Genomic DNA, 19,278 nt, shown 5'->3' on the forward strand with positions numbered 1-19,278 from the left:
TAAATTATAAGTGTTGTTTTGTGCTTGTAAAATTACTAAAAATAAATTTATTTTTAACTTAAAATCGTTAAAAAGTTCGATTTGTTTCTTTTTATTTAAAATAGAATCCAACTTTTTTAAAAAAAAGTATCATTTAATCCTTGATGCTTATTGAGTTTTTTAGCGGTTTTACTTCTAAAAAAGGAAGCTGTTTTTTTTTCTTTTTTCTGTATTTTATATTTTTATTTCTCTATTGTCCTTCTTTTTTAAGCGGGAAAAAAGAGTGAAAAAATAGAGAAATGGAATTACTTATTTTTAAAAATAAGAAAGGACTACTTATACGTTAAAAAAAGAAATTAATCTGTCGAATTACAGGTTTGAACAAAAATATATTTTATTTTTTTCGCTTTGATACGTTTTAAAAACGATTGTTATTTGTGAAATATTAGTTATTTGTTTCCTTAAATGCAGTATGTTTTTGCTATTTTTGAGTAAAAATATCAGGCTTTGAAGAAACTACTTGTTAAAATAGGTAAAATAGTGGGTTGGATTGTGTTTTCAATCTTCATTTTATTGCTACTTTTAATTGTATTGGTACAAATACCGGCTATTCAAAACACAATAAAGGATAAAGCAATATCCTTTGTTGAAAATAAAATTGGAACACCTGTTCAATTGGATCGCATTGCCATTTCTTTTCCCAAAAAAATAGTAGTCAAAGGGTTGTACCTTGAATCACAAGAAAGAGATACTTTACTGTATGTCAATCACCTCGGGGTGGATATTGGTCTTTTTGGCTTATTGAAAAATCAGGTTACTATCAATGCTATTGATTTGGATGGGCTACGCGCTAATGTCCAACGCGATACACTACAGCGTTTTAATTTTGACTATATTATGGATGCCTTCGCTTCGGAAGAGGAGAAAGAAGAAAAGCCTTCATCCATGACAATCTCCGTCGGGCAAATTAACCTTAGCTCTATTGCTTTAACTTTTGATGATTATTATGACGGACACCACGCAGAGGTGAAGCTCAACCAATTTGTTACTCGTTTTAGGGATTTTGATTTAGAACAAATGCGTTTTGCCTTGCCTGTGATTTCTTCCAATGGATTAAACGTTGTGTATCATAAAGAAAAACACCATGGCGAACGGGAAGAAGTACAGCAAGAAGAAATGCTAGAACAAGAACCAACGAAGCCCATCGACCTCAATATAGGAGTAGTTGAATTAACGCAAACAATACTAGATTACCAAAGTGCGGAAGACTATATCCAAGCTTTCTTGGCTATGGACGCTTTTAAATTGTCATTGAATAAGTTAAACCTAGAAAAACAACAAATTGATGTTGAAGATTTTCTATTGGATAAAACAGTAGCGAATATTCGATTTTTACCCCGTAAATTAACGCCAGAGATTCCAGTAACAGTAGAGGAAAAAGATAGTTTGACTCAACCTGAACAAGAAAAGATGGGGTGGAATCTTGCTATTCGAAATTTGGATATTAACGATTTTAATGCCAAATATGATGATGATAATCACAAGCGTACGCCTGAAGGACTTGATACGAATCACATCGGAATAGAAGAGTTAAATTTTAGTTTAAAAGATTTCCAATATACAGATGCAGGTTTAAATGGAAATTTACAGCAATTTGCATTTAAAGAACAAAGTGGTTTTACTTTAAACAAAGTAAAAGCCTATTTTCAATATGGACAACAAGCTTCATTTGTGAAAAATTTACACATCGAAACGCCAAATACGCTGTTTAATGCTACAACTGTTTTCAATTATAATAGCTTAGATCAATTGAAAGATCAATTGGGACAACTATCAACCGATGTGGCTATTTCAAATTCGCATCTAGGCTTGAAAGATGCCTATCTCTTGATTCCTCATGTTTTTAAAGAAAACGGTTGGACGAAACTCAGCCAGGAGAAAATAAATGTAGAATTAATCGCTAAAGGACTAGTCAGTGATTTGACGATAGAAAAATTATATGTCAGTATGTTGGGCTCAACATTTTTGAATGCAGAAGGAAAAGTTAGAAATCTACCCGATGTAGCAAAAGCCTATATTGATTTAACGGTCAAAGATTTTCAAACTACAGCGAAAGATATTCATTTAGCAGCGCCACCACAGGTTTTGCCTACGACTATTGAAATTCCTGCTTTGGTTCGCTTTACTGGAAAAGCCAAGGGAACCCAACAGGATATAGTAAGTACGTTTAAATTAAAAACAAGTTTAGGTTCCATTGATTTTGATGGAGCTTTTGATCAACGCAGGAAAAACAAAGAGAAGTATCGTGCCAATTTGCATATTGATAATTTAAATATCGGACGATTGATCAAAAACGATTCGATGGGAACTTTAAGTATGCAAGCCAAAATAGATGGAGTTAGTTTTGAGCCATCAAAAGCACAAGCGAATGCGGCGATTAAACTGGAAAAAGCGGAGTATAATGGTTATACCTATAAAGATATTCAGTTAAATGGACAACTAGCGAATGGACAATATGAGATAAGTACACAGAATACAGATCCTAATTTAGCTTTTGATTTAGACGCTTCGGGAACTTGGACGGATCGTGCGTTGAGTTTGCAATTGCTTGCTGATTTAAAGCAAATCGATTTATATCAATTGCATTTGAATGAGGAACCCTCAATCATCTCAGGGCAAATTCAAGTAGGGATGCCTAATATTTTACCTGATAGCTTGGTGGGAACGGCAACAATTAGTGACTTGCGATTTACTGCCGCTAGCCGCTCTTTTAAATTGGACCCCATTACATTTACTGCTCAAGCTGAAACCAATTACCGCAAGATGAAGTTAACTTCTCAAGTGTTAGATTTCGAAATGGATGGTGATTATGCGTTGACAAAATTAGGGGAGGCATTAACAAAAACCATCAGAACGTATTACGATGTAAGTGTAGGAAAAGCAGAAGATAAAAAGATAGCGAAAGAAAAAGTAGAAGAACAAATGCGTAAAAAGCAACAGTTTACCTATCAGTTACGCGTTAAAAATGACCCTATTTTTCAAAAAATACTTCCAGATTTAAAAGAAATACAACCCATTGTGTTTGAAGGAGCCTATCGAGAACAAGACCATTATCTATCGCTCAAAGGTGAAATTCCTGCTTTGGAATACGGAGATCTTCATATCAATTCCATTACACTAGACGTTGCACCTAAAGATACTACCGCTCTAGGATATCAATTGGGGATTAAAAGTATTTCAACAGCTGCTTTTGGTATTAAACGCTTGATGTTTGATGGTTTTGCGAAGGACAACCAGCTTGATTTTAATTTCAAATTGCTCGATAGTCAAGAAAAAATATGCTATTTGATTGGAGGAGAAGTCTTAGCGGCGAATAAAGAGCATGAACTACGTCTGAAAGAAAATGGCTTTATCCTAGATTATGCCTCTTGGAAGGTCAATCAAGATAATCGCATTGTCTTTGGAGAAAAAGGATTCTATGCCAAGGATTTTGAATTAAGTCATCAAAATAGTTTGATTCGCCTCGCTTCAGAAGAGGAGAAAATGAATAGCCCACTATCGGTGGATTTTAAAAATTTCAGTATCGAGACGATAACTAAAATGGTGAAGAAAGACAAGCTATTAGCCAGTGGTATGATTACTGGAAATCTGCATCTGAAGGATTTAACTACAGATTTTAGATTTGTTTCTGATATCGATATAGCTGATTTAGCGGTGTATGAAATTGGATTAGGCAATTTACATATTGGCGTTGAAAATCAATCGCTAAGCCAGTATAAAGCAAATGTTATTTTAGAGGGAAAAGAGAATAAAATTCGCTTGTATGGAACCACTGATGTAGAGGAGAAAACCATGGCGCTAAAATTGCTTGTGGATAAATTTCAGCTCGCTGCTGTAGAACACTTCAGTATGGGAAATTTAAGCCAAGCGCAAGGGTATCTTTCCGGAGGACTAACGGTAGAAGGAAAGTACGATAAACCAGCGATTCGGGGAGTTTTAGACTTTAATCAGATTGGTTTTCACGTGAATCCCATTAACGCTGACTTCAAAGATATTAACGAAAAAATATCTTTTACTGATAAGGGAATTGAATTAGATCGATTCAGTGTGACGGATGCAGATGGTAATTTATTGGTTATCAACGGACAAATATTAACCCAAACCTATACGGATTTCAACTTTAATTTAGATATAAAGGCTGTCGATTTTAAGGCAGTTAGTTCAACAGTCAAAGACAATGATATGTATTATGGAACGTTGATTTTTGATTCTAATATCAAAATTCGAGGTGATTTAAATACGCCAAAAGTTTCAGGCCAATTGAGTATTGGTAAGAATACAGATTTTACCATGGTGATGCCACAAGAAGACCCTTCTATTGCAGATCGTGAAGGAATTGTCGAGTTTATTGATGAACAAAGTTTACAACAAGCGGAGTTGCAGAAATACCAAAATGACTTCAATCAATCTGCTTTAAAAGGCATGGATGTTTCAGTATCCATTGTGGTTGATAAAGAAGCCACGTTTTCGATGATTATGGATAAGAGTAGTGGAGATAAAATTGTGCTTAAAGGAGAAGGAGATATCGTGGGAGGAATTGACCCTTCCGGAAAGGTAACACTAACGGGAAGATATGAATTCTCCGAAGGTTCTTACGATTTATCTTTTAATTTCTTAAAGCGAAAATTCATTGTAGAAAAAGGCAGTTCCATCACCTTTGCGGGTGATCCAACAGATGCAATTTTAAATCTAACGGCTATTTATGAAACCAAAACTGCCCCAATTGACTTGCTTCAGAATCAATTAGCTTCCTTATCGCCTACACAACAAAATATGTATAAACAACAATTGCCATTTCAGGCGTTGTTAATGATGAAAGGAGAATTGTTAAAGCCAGAAATTTCCTTTGATATTCGATTGAAAGATGGGGTGACTAGTGCTTCGGGAGATGTAATTTCAAATACGAAAACAAAGTTAGAACAAATTCGAGCCAATGAATCTGAACTTAATAAACAAGTATTTGCTTTGTTGTTATTGAATCACTTTATTGGCGATAATCCTTTTGAAAGCATGGGTGGATTAAGTGCGGGTACAATGGCTCGTCAAAGTGTAAATCGATTGTTGTCTGATCAGCTGAACAACTTAGCGAGTAACTTGATTCAAGGGGTAGAACTAAATTTCAATCTAGAGTCCAGCGAAGATTTTTCTTCTGGTGCAAGAGAAAATCGTACAGATTTGAATGTAGCAGTTTCTAAACGCCTGTTTTCCGATCGATTAAAAGTAACTGTAGGAAGTAGTTTTGAAGTAGAAGGAAACCAACGACAAAATGAGCAAGCAACTAATATTGCAGGTGATATTGAATTGGAATATGCCCTGTCTAAAGATGGGCGATATTTATTGCGGGTGTACCGCAAAAACCAATATGAAGTGGCGCTACAAGGGCAAGTCATAGAAACGGGAGTCGGGTTTATAATAACAATGAGCTATGAGCGTTTTAAAGAATTATTTGAGCGCTCAAAAGATAAAAGACAATTGAAAAAACAAGTGAGAAATGAAGCTAAAAGAGAAAAGGAATAAGGTTCTATTACTTACCCTAACAGGAATTGCTGGATTCTTTGTAAGCTCATGTAGTTCCACGAAATACTTGAAGGAAGACGAAGCGCTCTATACCAAAGGGGTGATAAAAGTAGAAAGCGACGAGATGAGTAAATCGAAGCGAAAAGAAATTGCGGAATCTTTAGAAGGCCAGCTGCGTCCCCTCCCTAATTCAAGCTTTTTGGGGTTACATCCTAAATTGTTTTTTTATAATTTGGGTGGAAATCCAGCAAAAACTAATAAAATAAGACGCTGGTTGCGCAATTCATTGGGAGAACCGCCTGTTCTTTTTAACCAAGTGGATATGCAACATAACCAAGCTATTCTGGTAAATAGAATGGAGAATGACGGCTATTTTGATGTACAAGTGGCCTATGATACTATTAAAGTAAGTGAGAAGAAAAAAGGAGCTTTATACACAATTCAACCTGGTATACAGTACAAAATTAACGAAGTAACGTTCCTAAATGACTCAACACCGCTGCAACAAACAATTTATGATGCTGGGACGAGGTGGACCCGTTTAAAAAAGGACCGCCCGTACAGCTTAGATCAGATTAAAGAGGAACGCGTGCGTTTTGATAATTACGTGAAAAATAAAGGCTATTTTTATTTTAGTCCTAATAATCTGCTCGTTCAAGTGGATAGTACGGTAGGGAATCACCAAGTGAATCTGTTTGTTAAAGTGAAAGAAGATACGCCTGTTTTAGCAACAAAAGCCTATACAATCGGAAATGTATATATTTTTTCTGACTATTCCTTAGCCAATACTCATGTAAAAGAAGATTTGGAAGCAGCAAAAACATATAAAGATTTCCAGATTATTGACCCTCAATCCAAATTTAAACCGCGAATATACGACCATACTATTTACTTCGAAAAAGGGGAGTTATACAATCGCAATGATCATAATTTATCCCTTAATCGGCTAGTAAATTTAGGTGTGTTTAAATATGTGAAAAATCAATTTGGATTGTCCGATTCCATCAACAATACCTTAGATGTGTATTATTTCTTAACACCAGATAATCCCAAATCGATTCGCTTGGAACTTTTAGGGAAAACCAATTCCGCAAGCTATAATGGGGCAGAATTAAACTTGAATTGGAGTCATAAGAACTTTTTCAAAGGAGCAGAGCTATTTTCTGCTTCCCTTTATGGCGGAGCTGATTTTCAAATGTCTTCGAAAAATAAGGGATTTAATGTGTATAAGATAGGATTAGAGACGAGTTTAACTTGGCCACGCTTAATTGCTCCTGGAAATTTTCATTCTTCTAGTGGCTACGTACCCCGTACAAAAGCAACGTTAGGAGGAGAGTACTTAGAGCGTAGTCAATTGTATTCCTTAACTTCCTTTAAAGGATCTTGGGGCTATTTGTGGAAAGAAAATGTACGCAAAGAGCACCAGTTTAATGTCTTAGAAGTAAACTATGTAACGCCTCAAAATGTTACAGATCTCTACAAAGAGACGGCTGATGGAAATCCTTCTTTAGAACGTGTGTTGGATAAACAATTGATTTTTGGTCCTACCTATACCTATACGTATACCAATACCATGAATCAATATAAAAAGAGTACAATATACTATCGCGGAGGATTAGATTTCTCTGGAAATATTACTGGATTACTCATGGGCGCAGATGTGGATAAGGATAAAGAAAAAGCAATTTTAGGTGTTCCCTTTAGCCAATATATTAAAACAGAGCATGATTTTAGACATTATTTAAAATTGAGCAAGACCTCTCAATTGGTGAGTCGCGTACATGCAGGCGTGGGATATGCCTATGGGAATTCAAAAAATTTGCCTTATACCAAACAGTTTTATGTGGGAGGATCCAATAGTATTCGAGCATTTAGAGCGCGAACTTTAGGACCAGGAAGTTTCGATCCAGGTTCTTTTGATGCTAAATTTATTCCAGATCAATCGGGGGATATGTTGTTGGAATTTAATCTTGAATACCGCAAGAAGTTAGTGAGTATCATGCATGGTGCCCTCTTTATTGATGGAGGAAATATTTGGAATTTAAATGAAATATCCGATCGACCAGGTGGAAAGATATCAGGTGATTTTTATAAAGAAATTGCTTTAGGAGCAGGAGCAGGGCTTCGATTTGATATCACCTTCTTGGTGGTTCGCTTTGATTTTGCTTTTCCACTTCGCGTGCCTTATAATGAACCAGGAGAGCGTTGGGTGGTAAAAGATATTAACTTTGGAAGCGGTAAATGGAGAAAAGAAAACTTGATGTTTAACCTCGCAATTGGGTATCCATTCTAGTATTTGGGGAATATCTACCCAATTTGTGTTGGGTAATAGAACAAGATGGCTAGTAAATGAAAAAAAGAAGAGGCCTTAAGTGGTTGATAAATAATAAATTATTTAATTTGCAGGCAGTTTCGTTTTTTTGGCACGCTTTTTTCTATATACTATAGCGTAAGGTGTTATACAAAAAACAAATAAGTTGAGGAATCAACTTTAATTGCTAGAAAAAGAAAATTAAGTGTTTGTTTTAAAGAAATTTTATTACCTACCAAGGTAATAGGTTAGATCGTTAGTAAGGTGAAGAAGAGAAATCTTCAGGTAAATAGGGGGCTCAGGCTCCCTTTTACTGTTTTATTAGGAAAAAGAAAAGATTTTATCTACTGTCCATCGTAAGCTGTAAGCCGTAAACTAACTATCGATATTGGTTAAAGTTTTACTACTTGTTAGTTTCTACAAAATAATTATATTAAATTTGTCTTTAGCCCTAAATAAAGACGGATAAAATATGAGTCATAAAGTTCTTGTTATAGACGATGATGTACCATTTTGCGAAATGTTGAAAACCTTTTTAACTAAAAAAGGTTTTGTTGTTACAAACGCCTTTAATTCCTTAGATGCCAAGAAAGCAATTGATGATACGTGTTATGATATTGTTTTAACGGATGTGAGACTCCCTGATAGTGATGGAATTGAATTATTGAAATACATTAAAGAAAAATGTATCACTTCTCAAGTGATTCTAATGACGGGCTATACCGAAATCAAAACAGCAGTAAATGCTATGAAATTAGGTGCCTTTGATTATGTAGCTAAACCCATTAACCCCGATGAAATTGTCTTAACCATCAAACAGGCTTTAGATAAGAAAAATAAGGGAGAAGAGAAGGGGAAACATGAAACGCAAGCATCGACATCTACGTCGTCAAGCATGGACGAAATTGCTCTCGAAGAATATGTAACAGGAGATAGTAAAGTATCGTTACAGTTGCAAGAATATATCGAATTGGTTGCTCCAACCAATATGTCTGTCTTAATTATTGGGGATAGTGGTACTGGAAAAGAAAATATAGCCCATTCCATTCACTTGTTAAGCAAGCGAAGCAAAAAGCCATATATCGCTGTAGATTGTGGGGCTATTCCCAAAGATCTAGCATCAAGTGAATTTTTCGGCCACATCAAGGGATCTTTTACTGGAGCTGTTACAGATAAAATTGGGCATTTTGAAGCGGCAAATGGAGGAACTATATTTTTAGATGAGGTAGGAAACTTATCCTATGAGGTACAAATTCAGCTGTTACGCGCTTTACAAGAACGAAAAGTAAAACCCGTTGGAAGTAGTAACGAAATTGATGTGGATATTCGCGTAATCGCTGCCACCAATGAAGATTTGCCTAAAGCCGTTCGCGAAGGAGAGTTTAGAGAAGACTTATACCACCGTTTGAACGAATTTGGTATCGTTGCTCCTCGATTGACCGATAGAGGAAGTGATGTACTATCCTTTGCGAAACACTTTTTAAAACACTCAAACCAAGAGCTAGAAAAAGAAGTTAAAGGATTTTCAAGTGAAGTAGAACGCATTTTTTTAACCTATGACTGGCCTGGAAATTTGCGCGAAATGAAAAATATCATCAAACGCTCGGTTCTATTAACCAAAGAAGACTACATCGAAAAAGAAGTGTTGCCCGATGAAATATTTGCTCCTAAACCAATCGTTTCTGATGCACCACAGGAAGAAGAAAGAGATTTAAAACTGTTTTCTTCTCGCAATGAAGAACAAGCGATACGAACCGCCTTAGAAAAAGTAAAATTCAATAAGACGAAAGCGGCTCAATTGTTGGGTATTGATAGAAAAACGCTATACAATAAAATGAAATTGTACAATATTGAGTTATAATTCAATTAAAAAGGTATCTACTTAACTAGATGCCTTTTTTTGTGCAAATATTTATTTAATCAAGTAAAATAATTTAATGTTATCGGGTTACCTCTTCGATCAAATAAAAAATCGATTTGAAGCTACAATGGCTATTGGCAGTTAAACCTATTTCACAGGTGCGACTCGTAGAGAATCCATCGGAGCAAGTAACAGGTAATTGTTTTTCGATGTCTTTCGTTCCATGTTGATTTAATTCGGGAAAAGTAAATCCACGGTCTCCTGCAAAACCACAGCAGTTGCTATCAATATAGTTTACTTTTTTAGCGCATTGCTTAGCAATACGGATGAGTTTTTCTTCTAAGCCTAGTTTTTTAACGGAACAAACAGGGAAAATTGTTACCTCCTCTCGGGGGTGCTTAATAGATAACTCCGGAAGCACTACGTCGAGTATAAATTCAATTGGATCATAAAACGAAAAATTACTTTTCGCATGCTGGTCGTGAAAGGTGTAATAACACGGACTCATATCGAATAGGATGGGGTATTTCCCTTGTACCGAGGCGGTTTCTAAGGCTGTTTCTAAGGTCGTTGATTTTTGTAGTCCTTCTTCTTGATAACCTTTACTGCTAAAGGGCATGCCACAACAAAGATTTTCTATGTTCTCAGGAATGATAACCTCATAACCCGCACGATGTAAGAGCAAGACGGTTAAGTCCTTTACATCTAAATCACTGGAGTTGTAATCTTTGGATGTCCCCATAGTCCGATTGATGCAAGACGGGAAATACACTACTTTTCGCGGAGATAATGTATTTGAAATCACAGGGTGTACACGTGTTTTCGTTCCTGTTGGCATCGCGTGATTCCATTGGGGAATTCGATCCTTACTCCAGGTTCTCATTTGGGTAGCTAGACGCAACATGGTACGATTACCCAACGTATTTTGAAAAAAGCGAACGAATTTTAAGCTATAGCGCCCCAGTTGGGTAACGCGATCTAAATGTTCCACGAAATAAAGTGCATCCTGATGATTTTTAGCCGTGAGGTGGTCGGAACGCCAACTTTTGACATATTTCCCTGTGTCAATTTTAACAGGGCAAGCAATAGCACATAGACCATCAGTGGCACAGGTATCATCGAGGTAGTATTGTGCTTTTTGGCGAAGTTGTTGGAGTAAAAGTGGGTTTTCATGGGTTTGCTCTAAACGCGCAATTTCTCTACCTACGACAATGCGTTGACGAGGAGATAAAGTTAGTCCCTCCGATACACAGTGTGATTCGCAAAAACCACATTCAATACATTTATCTACAATTGGATGCGTAGCAGGTGTCGCTTTTAAATTTTCTAGGTGAATATGCGGATTGGTATTAATCATCACGCCAGGATTAATGACTTGATGGGGGTCGAAGACTTGTTTAATTCGAAGCATTAAGGCGTAAGCCTGTGCTCCCCATTCTTTTTCAACAAAGGGAGCCATATTCCGACCTGTTCCATGTTCGGCTTTTAATGATCCGTCAAATTGATGTACGACCAAATGAACGAGCTCATCCATAAGGTCAGCATACCGCTGTACCGAAGCAGGCGTGCTAAAGTCTTGAGAAAATACCAGGTGTAAATTGCCTTCTAAAGCATGGCCAAATAAAACGGCATCATTATACTGATAACGGGTAAATAGTTGCTGTAAAGCTATACTTGCGGTTGCTAATTGATCGAGAGGAAAAGCCACATCCTCAATAATGCAAGTGGTTCCTGTTGCTCGCAGGGCTCCTGTAGTAGGTAATAAACCATTGCGTGCTTTCCAATTGAAGGCGTATTCTTTCGGATCCGAGGTGAAGACAAATGGCGCTAATGTCGAAAAGGAGGCTAAGGCTTGTTGTACTTCCTCTTGTTTACGTGCTATTTCTTCTTGACTATTCGCTTGTACTTCGACCAGCAAGAGGCAAGCGGATGCGGGAAGTGTTTTAAAATAAGCGGGTGCCTGAGGTTCATTTTCAATTGAGCGAATGCTGTTTCGATCCAATAGTTCCACTGCAGCTACGGGGCTTTTCTTTAAAAAAGGAACCGCCTGACAAGCCGTTGCAATGGAGTCGAAAACCAGTAAGGTACACGCTTTTTTTTGATAATTGATGACGGTGTTATACGTGATGGTGGAAATAAATGCAAGTGTTCCTTCCGATCCAATTATGAGGTGCTTGAGGATGTCAAACGGATCCTGATAATCGATAAACGCATTTAAGCTATAGCCTGTGGTATTCTTAATTTTATACTTGCGCTGGATTCGTTCGTATAGTGTGGAATCTTGTTGTATTTCGTTGTGAATGGCTTGTAATTCTGCCAGAATTTCTGGATGTTTGATTTCGAATTGTTGTTTGCTTTTTGAATCTGCGGTATCGAGTATCGTTCCATCGTAAAATACAAGGCGAATATCCGCTATTGTATTATAGGAATTTTGAGCGGTTCCACAACACATGCCACTAGCATTATTGGCTGCAATTCCACCAATCATTGCCGCGTGAATAGAACCAGGATCAGGACCTATCTTACGGCCATAAGGAGCGAGTAAAATATTGGCTCTTCCACCAATAATACCCGGTTGAAAAGTAGCGCGTAATCCATCCTCCTCAATGCTATAGTTCTTCCAGTGATGAGTCGCCACCAATAAAATGGAATCCGTTATTGCTTGTCCAGATAAACTTGTTCCACCTGCACGATAGGTAATCGGCAACTGCATATGGTAGGCCAACGCAATGGCAGATACTGCTTCTGCTTCGTTTTTAACTTCTACAACCACTTGAGGAACCAAGCGATAAAAACTCGCATCTGTGCCATAGGCAAGGGTTTGAATGGGATGGGTCATGATTTGTTGGGCGGGAATCGTGTTTTCCAATTCGCGAACAAAAGCAGCATAGTTTTCCGATAACATAACAACGATTTTTTTGGATAGTAGAAAGTTACGATAAAAATGGCGATTAGGGAGTGGTGGATAGTGAGTGTGTGAAATTTGTATATATACTATGTAGGGGCGGATGGCAATCCGCCTTTGGTGAGGATTTGTAGGATAATTATTTCATGTACACGACTTAATCAAAAGCCAAACAACAAAGAACAAAAAAACAGCTCCCTTTATCCAATTCTTCCTATTTAGGGAAGAAATACCCTAAAATACGGTTATTTTCCTTCCTAGTAAAAGAGTTAAATTATATCAGATAGTTACAAATACTCTGTTTTAGCTTTGTTTTGTATTTGTTCGGTAATTGTTCGGTAATTGTTCAATAAAACAGCGGTTTTACTAAGCTCAAAGCCACTTTTACCGAACAAAACTACCAGGAAACCTAAACAAAACCCCCACCTAATCTCACCCAACTCTCACCCAATCCTCATCATTCCCTAATAATCAAACTCTAAATCCACCTTTATTTTCTTGGCAATGCGTTCAGCTTGTAGCGCGCGCAGTTCTACGCGTTTTATTTTTCCGCTGATTGTCTTTGGCAATTCTGTAACAAATTCAATTTTACGTGGCATCTTATAAGGAGCGAGATGCTGGCGTGAGAATTGAAACAATTCAGTGGCTAGAGCAGCATTGGCTTGTTTGATATCTTTAATGATGATAAAAGCTTTGACTTCAAATCCTTTAACCTCATGAGGGCTTCCAACAACGGCAGATTCAATTACTAGCGGGTGTTCTAGTAACACACTTTCTACTTCAAAAGGGCCGATACGGTAATCAGATGCTTTAATTACATCGTCATCGCGTCCGATAAACCAGATGTAGCCATCTTCGTCTTTATAGGCTTTATCTCCAGTAAAATAAACGCCATTCTTAAAAACCTGTTTTTGTCGCTCTTTGTCGTACATATATTCCTTGAAAATACCATTCACTTTACCCGTATTGGTTTTGACACAGATATTACCTTCTTCGTTGAGTGGAACTTCGTTTCCTTCGTCGTCAGTGATGATAATATCATATAAAAAGGTAGGTTTCCCCATGGATCCATATTTCAAGCGGGCGTTGGGATAATTGGCAACCATACAGGTACTTTCGGTTTGCCCGAATCCATCGCGAATATACAAACCAGTTGCTTCATACCATTCTTCAATAATTTCAGGGTTTAAGGGCTCTCCTGCTGCTACACATTGTCGTAAGCTAAAGCGGTAAGAGGCTAGGTTTTCCTGAATAAAAAATCGCAGTACTGTAGGAGGAGCGCAGAGTGTTGTGATTTTGTGTTTTTCGATTAAGGAGAGCGTTTTTGAAGCATTAAAGCGTTCTTTGGTATGAAAAGCAAAAATTGTAGCTCCCACATTCCAGGGAGCAAATAAACTACTCCAAGCAAATTTAGCCCAGCCTGGTTGAGAAATATTGTAGTGAATATCGTCTTTTTTGAGCCCAATCCACGAAGTTGTTGTCAGATTGCCAATAGGATAACTCAGTTGCGTATGACAAACAATTTTGGGCATTCCTGTTGTTCCCGAAGTAAAGAACAAGAAGAGATTGTCATCTGGTTTGGTTTGAGCTGCTTCGGCTTCTGTCTCCTGTTCATCTAAAACCGATAAAGGATACCAACCCTCGCGATGGCCATCAAGGATAATCTTAATCGGAATGTTGAGTTTAGCTGCTTGTTCCGCTGCGTCAATCTTTTCCACATTATCGCTATCGGCTATGATTACTTTGGGGTTTATTTTTTCAAAACGGTATTTTAAGTCCTGTACTCCCAAAATACTAGCTGCTGGAGATAAGCGATAGCCGCCTTTAATTGCCGCAAGATGCGTGACCCAATTGATGCGTTGTAACATCAGTTGCGTTAGTATAACATCCTGTTGTTGTATTCCCTTTTTACGCAGAAAGTTCAACAGTTGATTATATCGATGATACAGGGTTTTGAACGTATAATGTTCGGTTGTTGTACCATCCGTCCAAAGAAGTGCTGTCTTGTCGGGAGTATCTGTCACGTGAATTCCTTCGAATATCTCCGTAACCCAATTAAAAAAGGCTGGTTTCTCAACGTGTAGATCATGTAAAGCATTAAAATTCTCTTCGGCAATGTAATTTCCAATGCGTGTAAATAAATTTTTCATGTTTTGTGGTTTTTTGTGGTAGGATAAGATACACAAAAGGTTTGAAATTGAAGACGAAGGAGCGAAATTTCTTTCTTTTTTAAGCAGATAAGAACAGAAAAAGGGCGTATACGAGAAATAGTATGAAAAAATAATCGAATTGTGAGATTTAGAAAAATATCATGAAATACAAATGACTAAATCAGATAGTATGTTAAAAAAGAATATATGTCATTTTAAATTTAAGTAAAATGAAGGAATTGTAATGTTAATTCAATTCTGGTTTATGTTCATTTTTCAATTAAAAAACAGTATAAGTTTATTATTTTGAAACAAATCAATTATTTACTGCAATATAATTAATGAATTTTCGTTTTCTTTGGTACAAATCAAGAAACTACATACAATATGAAGACGTACTCCTTAAATGAAATAAATGATGTGTTAAATGGAAGCATCATAGGAACAACAGTAAAGAAAATTCACGCAGCAGAACAATTGGAAAAAGCACAAGATGGTCAAATTTCTTTTATTGGAAATAAAAAATACGAACGTTTGTGGGCGAATTCTAAGGCGAGTATTGCTATTGTTAATCACGATATTTCTATTGTTCCAGGAGAAGATCGTGCGTTTATTAAGGTAGATAATGTCGATATTGCCTTGTCTCAATTACTTGCTTTTTTTGCCCCTAAATTGCCACAAGTGAAAGAGGGAATTCATCCCCAAGCGACAATAGATGCAACGGCTCAGATAGGAGAAGGCGCACAAATTGGAGCAGGATGCTATATAGGAGAACATGTAGTAATTGGAAAAAATGTGGTTGTTTATCCGAATGTAACTATTTTAGATCATTCAGTGATTGGTGATCATTCGGTTTTATGGTCTGGAGTCGTTGTTCGCGAGCGCACCCGACTAGGACATAATTGTATTATTCATCCCAATGCGGTTTTAGGTGCTGATGGGTTTGGTTTTTGTCCTTCTGCAACGGGCTTGGTTAAAATCCCGCAAATCGGTTACGTGGAAATTGGGAATTACGTTGAAATCGGAGCTAACTCTTGTGTTGATCGCGGAAAGTTTAGCGCAACAATTATTGGTGATGGTTGTAAAATAGATAATTTAGTCCAGATTGGGCATAATTCCGTACTAGGAAAATGTTGTATCATGGCTGGAAATAGTGGTTTAGCAGGATCTGTAACCTTGGGAAATTTTGTAGTAATTGGCGGAAGTGCTTCAATTAAAGATCACGTTACCTTGGGCGATGGTGTAGTAGTTGGCGCGGGATCAGGCGTTACAGGCGATGTAGAAGCGGGTAAAACCGTATTGGGATATCCAGCCTTAGAAGCAAAAACGACGCTAAAACAATGGGCTTTCTTAAAGCAATTGGTTAAGAATTACAATAGTAAAGGATCATAATAGCATGCGATGAAAGTTTTTTTGCTTTTTTTGTTTTTTTGCTTTTTGTAAGAGGACAAAAAACAGCGTACAAAAAAGCAAAAAAACTTTATTTTAGATACTCTATCCAACAAAAAAGCACTCTATAAATCTTCTCCTGCTTTTTGTTTATTCTCCTGAATCATTCTCAAATCTTCTGATTCGATTTTGTTTCCTTCTAAATCGTATTTTGTGTCTTTCTCCGGAATGGTGAAAGCCTTTTTATTGGATTTATAAAGAGGAATAAAGTAGCTCACCGTATAATTAAAACCGACACCAATACCTCCACTGTATTTTCGGTTAAAGCCGGGAATGTATAAGTTTTCAAAGTCGTCTGGTTGCTTTTGGGTAAGTAATCCAGTTAAACGAAGGCTAAATCCCATAAACACATTGTTGAATACTCTCGTTTTTACGCCTGCAACGAATTCTACCCAATGGGCAGATAAACCACTGTATTTCTTGTTAATAGGAATAGCAGGATTCTCAAAATACGGGTTGGTTGTATAGGGTTTATACCAATCTAGGTTTTGAGAGAATGTTGAAAAGCCATACCGGCCACCTACATAGATTTGATCTTCTCGATCTAGCCAGTTTTCATGTAAGTTGTAGTCTACCCCAATGCGCAGATAGCTCCCATTTGTTGTGTATCCATAGGTGCTTTCTGTTTTTTTGAGCTTATCGTGTCCCAATTCAGCAACAGCATATAGTTTTTTTGTTAGACGGTAATCTCCCACTACTTCAAATCCATTGTAGGTATTATCATACAGGGAGCGCGTAATACGAAACAAATCTGCTCCTACGCGTAAACCATATCGCTGTGGATATTTAGGGGGTACTTGAGCAACCATATGGGCTGTTTCTGTACTTTGTTCTGTCTTTTGGTTTTCTTCTTGTGCAACGGTAACAACAGAAAAAAACAACATTAAACTGCTAGTAAAATATTTTAAAATGAGCTTGAATTTCATCTTCGTTGTTATTTTCTAAATTGTTATCTATTTCGTTTGTTTCTGTTCGGTATAATTTAATCCAATTGCCTTTTGTTGTATTGGGTTTTCCATTCAAAAGAGGAGAACTTCCATCTTGGAGCAAAGAAAAAGTAGAAACATAACCACAAGCTTTATTCAAGTAATGGGTATTTATTCTGTACTTTAAGGACAGTGTATCGCGATGAATTATTGTTTCTTTTCCCTTAGTTTCTTTGATTTGCAATACCCAATCTGTCTGTTGTTGATCTAAGCGAAGCGGAAGTAAAAGGGTGTTTCCTGTACTGCGAATCGTGTCTGATATACCTATTGAAAAAGCTTCAACCAAACCGTTTTTTGCAATTTCTTGATCTTCGTAATTGAAGAATTGGATTTTGTAGTTTGGAGTTGTTGGTTCTTCTTTACCACATATATCATCTTTCTCACAAGCTACAAAGGCAAATGTAGCGAAGCCTAAAAAAGAAGCGATAACCATTATTTTTTTCATAGCGGAATAAGTCTAACTAATCGTATAAGCACCAAAAATACTAAAAACAAACCAAACGATTTATATTCTTAGGATTGGTTTTAGAAATTAAGTAGGAATAAAAATTATACAGCTAAAAAAGACGGAAGAGTACTTCCGCCTTTTTATATGAAATAAGCGGCAAAAACGCCGCATAATATCGCTATTAATTTATTGATATTGAATTTGTGATCTTCGTTACTTTCAAAAATAATGGTGGACGAAATATGAAATAAAATCCCGACAACTACAGCTGATATTTCAGCGTAATATGTACTTAAGAAAGGAATACTGCTAGAAATTAAGGTACCTAACGGCGTCATAATAGAAAAGAGCATCATAAAGACAAATACCCATTTTTTATTCATTTGAGCATTGATAAAAAAGGCTGTAAGAATAATAGCAATAGGCAAATGATGAATTCCGATTCCAATGGCTAACTCATTGTGTTGACTAATGGGCATCCCTTCAAATAAAGCGTGGATACACAAGCTGATAAACAACAGCCAAGGAATGCGCTCTATCTTTTCATGTCCATGCACATGTCCATGCTCTGCGCCTTTCGAAAAATATTCCAGGATGATTTGAAAGACAATACCCGCCATGATGAAAAAGCCAATTCTCGCTGCGCCTCCGTGATCGTGATGGTGTGTGTGATCATGTAAATGCTCACCTCCCATAACTAGTCCATCCGTTGCTGCGTGATATACATCAGGAAGTAAATGAGTTACGGTTATGGTTAATAAAAAAGAACCACTAAACGCCATCAACAATTTGATGTGTTTCTTGTTTTTTGGTTGAAGCAGTAGTGCAATTAAATATCCTATAATTACAGCTAGTAGAGGTACAATATACGCCATCGGCTTATTTAAAGATCATGATTAATCGATCAGATTCGTTCGGATAAAATTTCCTTAATTTGTAATCACCAAAAACATCGAGTAAGTAAATTTCGTTTTCACTCATCATCGTTTCAAAGTCAGCCAAGGTAAATGCTTTTACGCGTTCTGAATAGGCGTGATCTTCTCCATCTGCATGGAAGCGAATATCTTTGATGATAAAACCATCCACTACTTTGCGTTCAATGTGAAATTCAATGCCCTCTACGGTTTTAATTTCGGAAGGAACCAAATTAGCAATCACTTTGTTTACATTCATAAAGTCAATTACCGCTAATCCGTAGTCAGATAAGCTGTTGTGCATGGCTTTTAATGCTTTGATGTTATCTTCGGGATTACTAAAATAACCAAAACTCGTGAATAAGTTAAAAATAGCATCGTATTTTTTTTCTAGGGGTTCACGCATATCGTGTACCTCAAAGTGTAACGTTTCATTTGCTGCAGCTTGAGCGGCTTCAATACTGTTAGCAGACAAATCTGCACCTACCACATCATAGCCTAAACTGTTGAGGTAAATGGCATGACGCCCTTTACCACAAGCTAAATCTAAAATTTTAGAATCTTCCGCTAAGTTTAAGTAGTGGGTTAAATTATCGATAAAAAGTTGTGCTTCATCATAATCTCTATCCTTATATAAAATGTGATAGTAAGGGGTATCAAACCACGATGCATACCAAGCTTTCTTCTGTTCAGACATA

At 36.8% G+C, this 19,278-nt stretch carries 10 protein-coding genes; 4 read left to right on the top strand and 6 right to left on the bottom strand.

Annotated features, from left to right (window positions below; translation table 11 throughout):
* The first annotated feature begins 486 nt into the window (after nt 1-486).
* The 3 genes from ACLJX0_RS00095 to ACLJX0_RS00105 all read left to right on the top strand — a co-directional run bounded on the left by ACLJX0_RS00095 (nt 487) and on the right by ACLJX0_RS00105 (nt 9,728).
* A complete protein-coding gene (locus tag ACLJX0_RS00095) occupies nt 487-5,556 on the top strand; it encodes a translocation/assembly module TamB domain-containing protein (protein ID WP_410877555.1) in 5,070 nt (1,689 codons plus the stop codon).
* Complete coding sequence (locus ACLJX0_RS00100; protein WP_410877556.1) at nt 5,531-7,849, top strand: BamA/TamA family outer membrane protein; 2,319 nt, start codon at nt 5,531-5,533, stop codon at nt 7,847-7,849. The genes ACLJX0_RS00095 and ACLJX0_RS00100 overlap by 26 nt, the downstream gene beginning before the upstream one ends.
* 490 nt (nt 7,850-8,339) lie before the next feature.
* A complete protein-coding gene (locus ACLJX0_RS00105) occupies nt 8,340-9,728 on the top strand; it encodes a sigma-54-dependent transcriptional regulator (RefSeq protein ID WP_410877557.1) in 1,389 nt (462 codons plus the stop codon).
* A 79-nt stretch (nt 9,729-9,807) separates the two neighbouring features.
* Here ACLJX0_RS00105 and ACLJX0_RS00110 read toward each other — a convergent pair whose 3' ends face one another.
* Together ACLJX0_RS00110 and ACLJX0_RS00115 are read right to left on the bottom strand one after the other, a co-directional pair.
* Nucleotides 9,808-12,633 (bottom strand): FAD-binding and (Fe-S)-binding domain-containing protein, encoded by a 2,826-nt coding sequence (locus ACLJX0_RS00110; protein WP_410877558.1) that lies wholly within the window; start codon nt 12,631-12,633, stop codon nt 9,808-9,810.
* A gap of 464 nt (nt 12,634-13,097) precedes the next feature.
* Complete coding sequence (locus ACLJX0_RS00115) at nt 13,098-14,783, bottom strand: acyl-CoA synthetase (protein ID WP_410877559.1); 1,686 nt, start codon at nt 14,781-14,783, stop codon at nt 13,098-13,100.
* A gap of 387 nt (nt 14,784-15,170) precedes the next feature.
* Here ACLJX0_RS00115 and lpxD point away from each other — a divergent pair, with 387 nt between their 5' ends.
* Nucleotides 15,171-16,175, top strand: a complete 1,005-nt coding sequence (gene lpxD / locus ACLJX0_RS00120) for a UDP-3-O-(3-hydroxymyristoyl)glucosamine N-acyltransferase (protein ID WP_410877560.1) — start codon at nt 15,171-15,173, stop codon at nt 16,173-16,175.
* 122 nt (nt 16,176-16,297) lie between these two features.
* On the opposite strand, the gene ACLJX0_RS00125 is transcribed toward lpxD, so the two are convergent.
* From ACLJX0_RS00125 to ACLJX0_RS00140, 4 genes are all read right to left on the bottom strand, one after another.
* Nucleotides 16,298-17,158, bottom strand: a complete 861-nt coding sequence (locus tag ACLJX0_RS00125) for a DUF6048 family protein (RefSeq protein ID WP_410877561.1) — start codon at nt 17,156-17,158, stop codon at nt 16,298-16,300.
* Complete coding sequence (locus ACLJX0_RS00130) at nt 17,124-17,663, bottom strand: DUF6452 family protein (protein WP_410877562.1); 540 nt, start codon at nt 17,661-17,663, stop codon at nt 17,124-17,126. The genes ACLJX0_RS00125 and ACLJX0_RS00130 overlap by 35 nt, the downstream gene beginning before the upstream one ends.
* 143 nt (nt 17,664-17,806) lie before the next feature.
* Nucleotides 17,807-18,541 carry a ZIP family metal transporter gene (locus tag ACLJX0_RS00135; RefSeq protein WP_410877563.1) on the bottom strand — a complete coding sequence of 245 codons (735 nt, stop codon included), beginning with the start codon at nt 18,539-18,541 and terminating at the stop codon, nt 17,807-17,809.
* A gap of 4 nt (nt 18,542-18,545) precedes the next feature.
* On the bottom strand, nt 18,546-19,277 hold the full coding sequence (locus tag ACLJX0_RS00140) for a class I SAM-dependent methyltransferase (protein ID WP_410877564.1): 732 nt from the start codon (nt 19,275-19,277) through the stop codon (nt 18,546-18,548).
* Nucleotide 19,278 lies beyond the last annotated feature (1 nt).

The organism is Myroides sp. DW712, from assembly GCF_046557355.1.
Taxonomy (GTDB): Bacteria; Bacteroidota; Bacteroidia; order Flavobacteriales; family Flavobacteriaceae; genus Flavobacterium.

Bases quoted from the DNA above. Each gene is read 5' to 3' on its own strand.
- ACLJX0_RS00100 (WP_410877556.1), top strand. From the start codon at position 5,531: ATGAAGCTAAAAGAGAAAAGGAATAAGGTTCTATTACTTACCCTAACA.
- ACLJX0_RS00105 (WP_410877557.1), top strand. From the start codon at position 8,340: ATGAGTCATAAAGTTCTTGTTATAGACGATGATGTACCATTTTGCGAA.
- ACLJX0_RS00110 (WP_410877558.1), bottom strand. From the start codon at position 12,633: ATGTTATCGGAAAACTATGCTGCTTTTGTTCGCGAATTGGAAAACACG.
- ACLJX0_RS00115 (WP_410877559.1), bottom strand. From the start codon at position 14,783: ATGAAAAATTTATTTACACGCATTGGAAATTACATTGCCGAAGAGAAT.
- lpxD (WP_410877560.1), top strand. From the start codon at position 15,171: ATGAAGACGTACTCCTTAAATGAAATAAATGATGTGTTAAATGGAAGC.
- ACLJX0_RS00125 (WP_410877561.1), bottom strand. From the start codon at position 17,158: ATGAAATTCAAGCTCATTTTAAAATATTTTACTAGCAGTTTAATGTTG.
- ACLJX0_RS00130 (WP_410877562.1), bottom strand. From the start codon at position 17,663: ATGAAAAAAATAATGGTTATCGCTTCTTTTTTAGGCTTCGCTACATTT.
- ACLJX0_RS00135 (WP_410877563.1), bottom strand. From the start codon at position 18,541: ATGGCGTATATTGTACCTCTACTAGCTGTAATTATAGGATATTTAATT.
- ACLJX0_RS00140 (WP_410877564.1), bottom strand. From the start codon at position 19,277: ATGTCTGAACAGAAGAAAGCTTGGTATGCATCGTGGTTTGATACCCCT.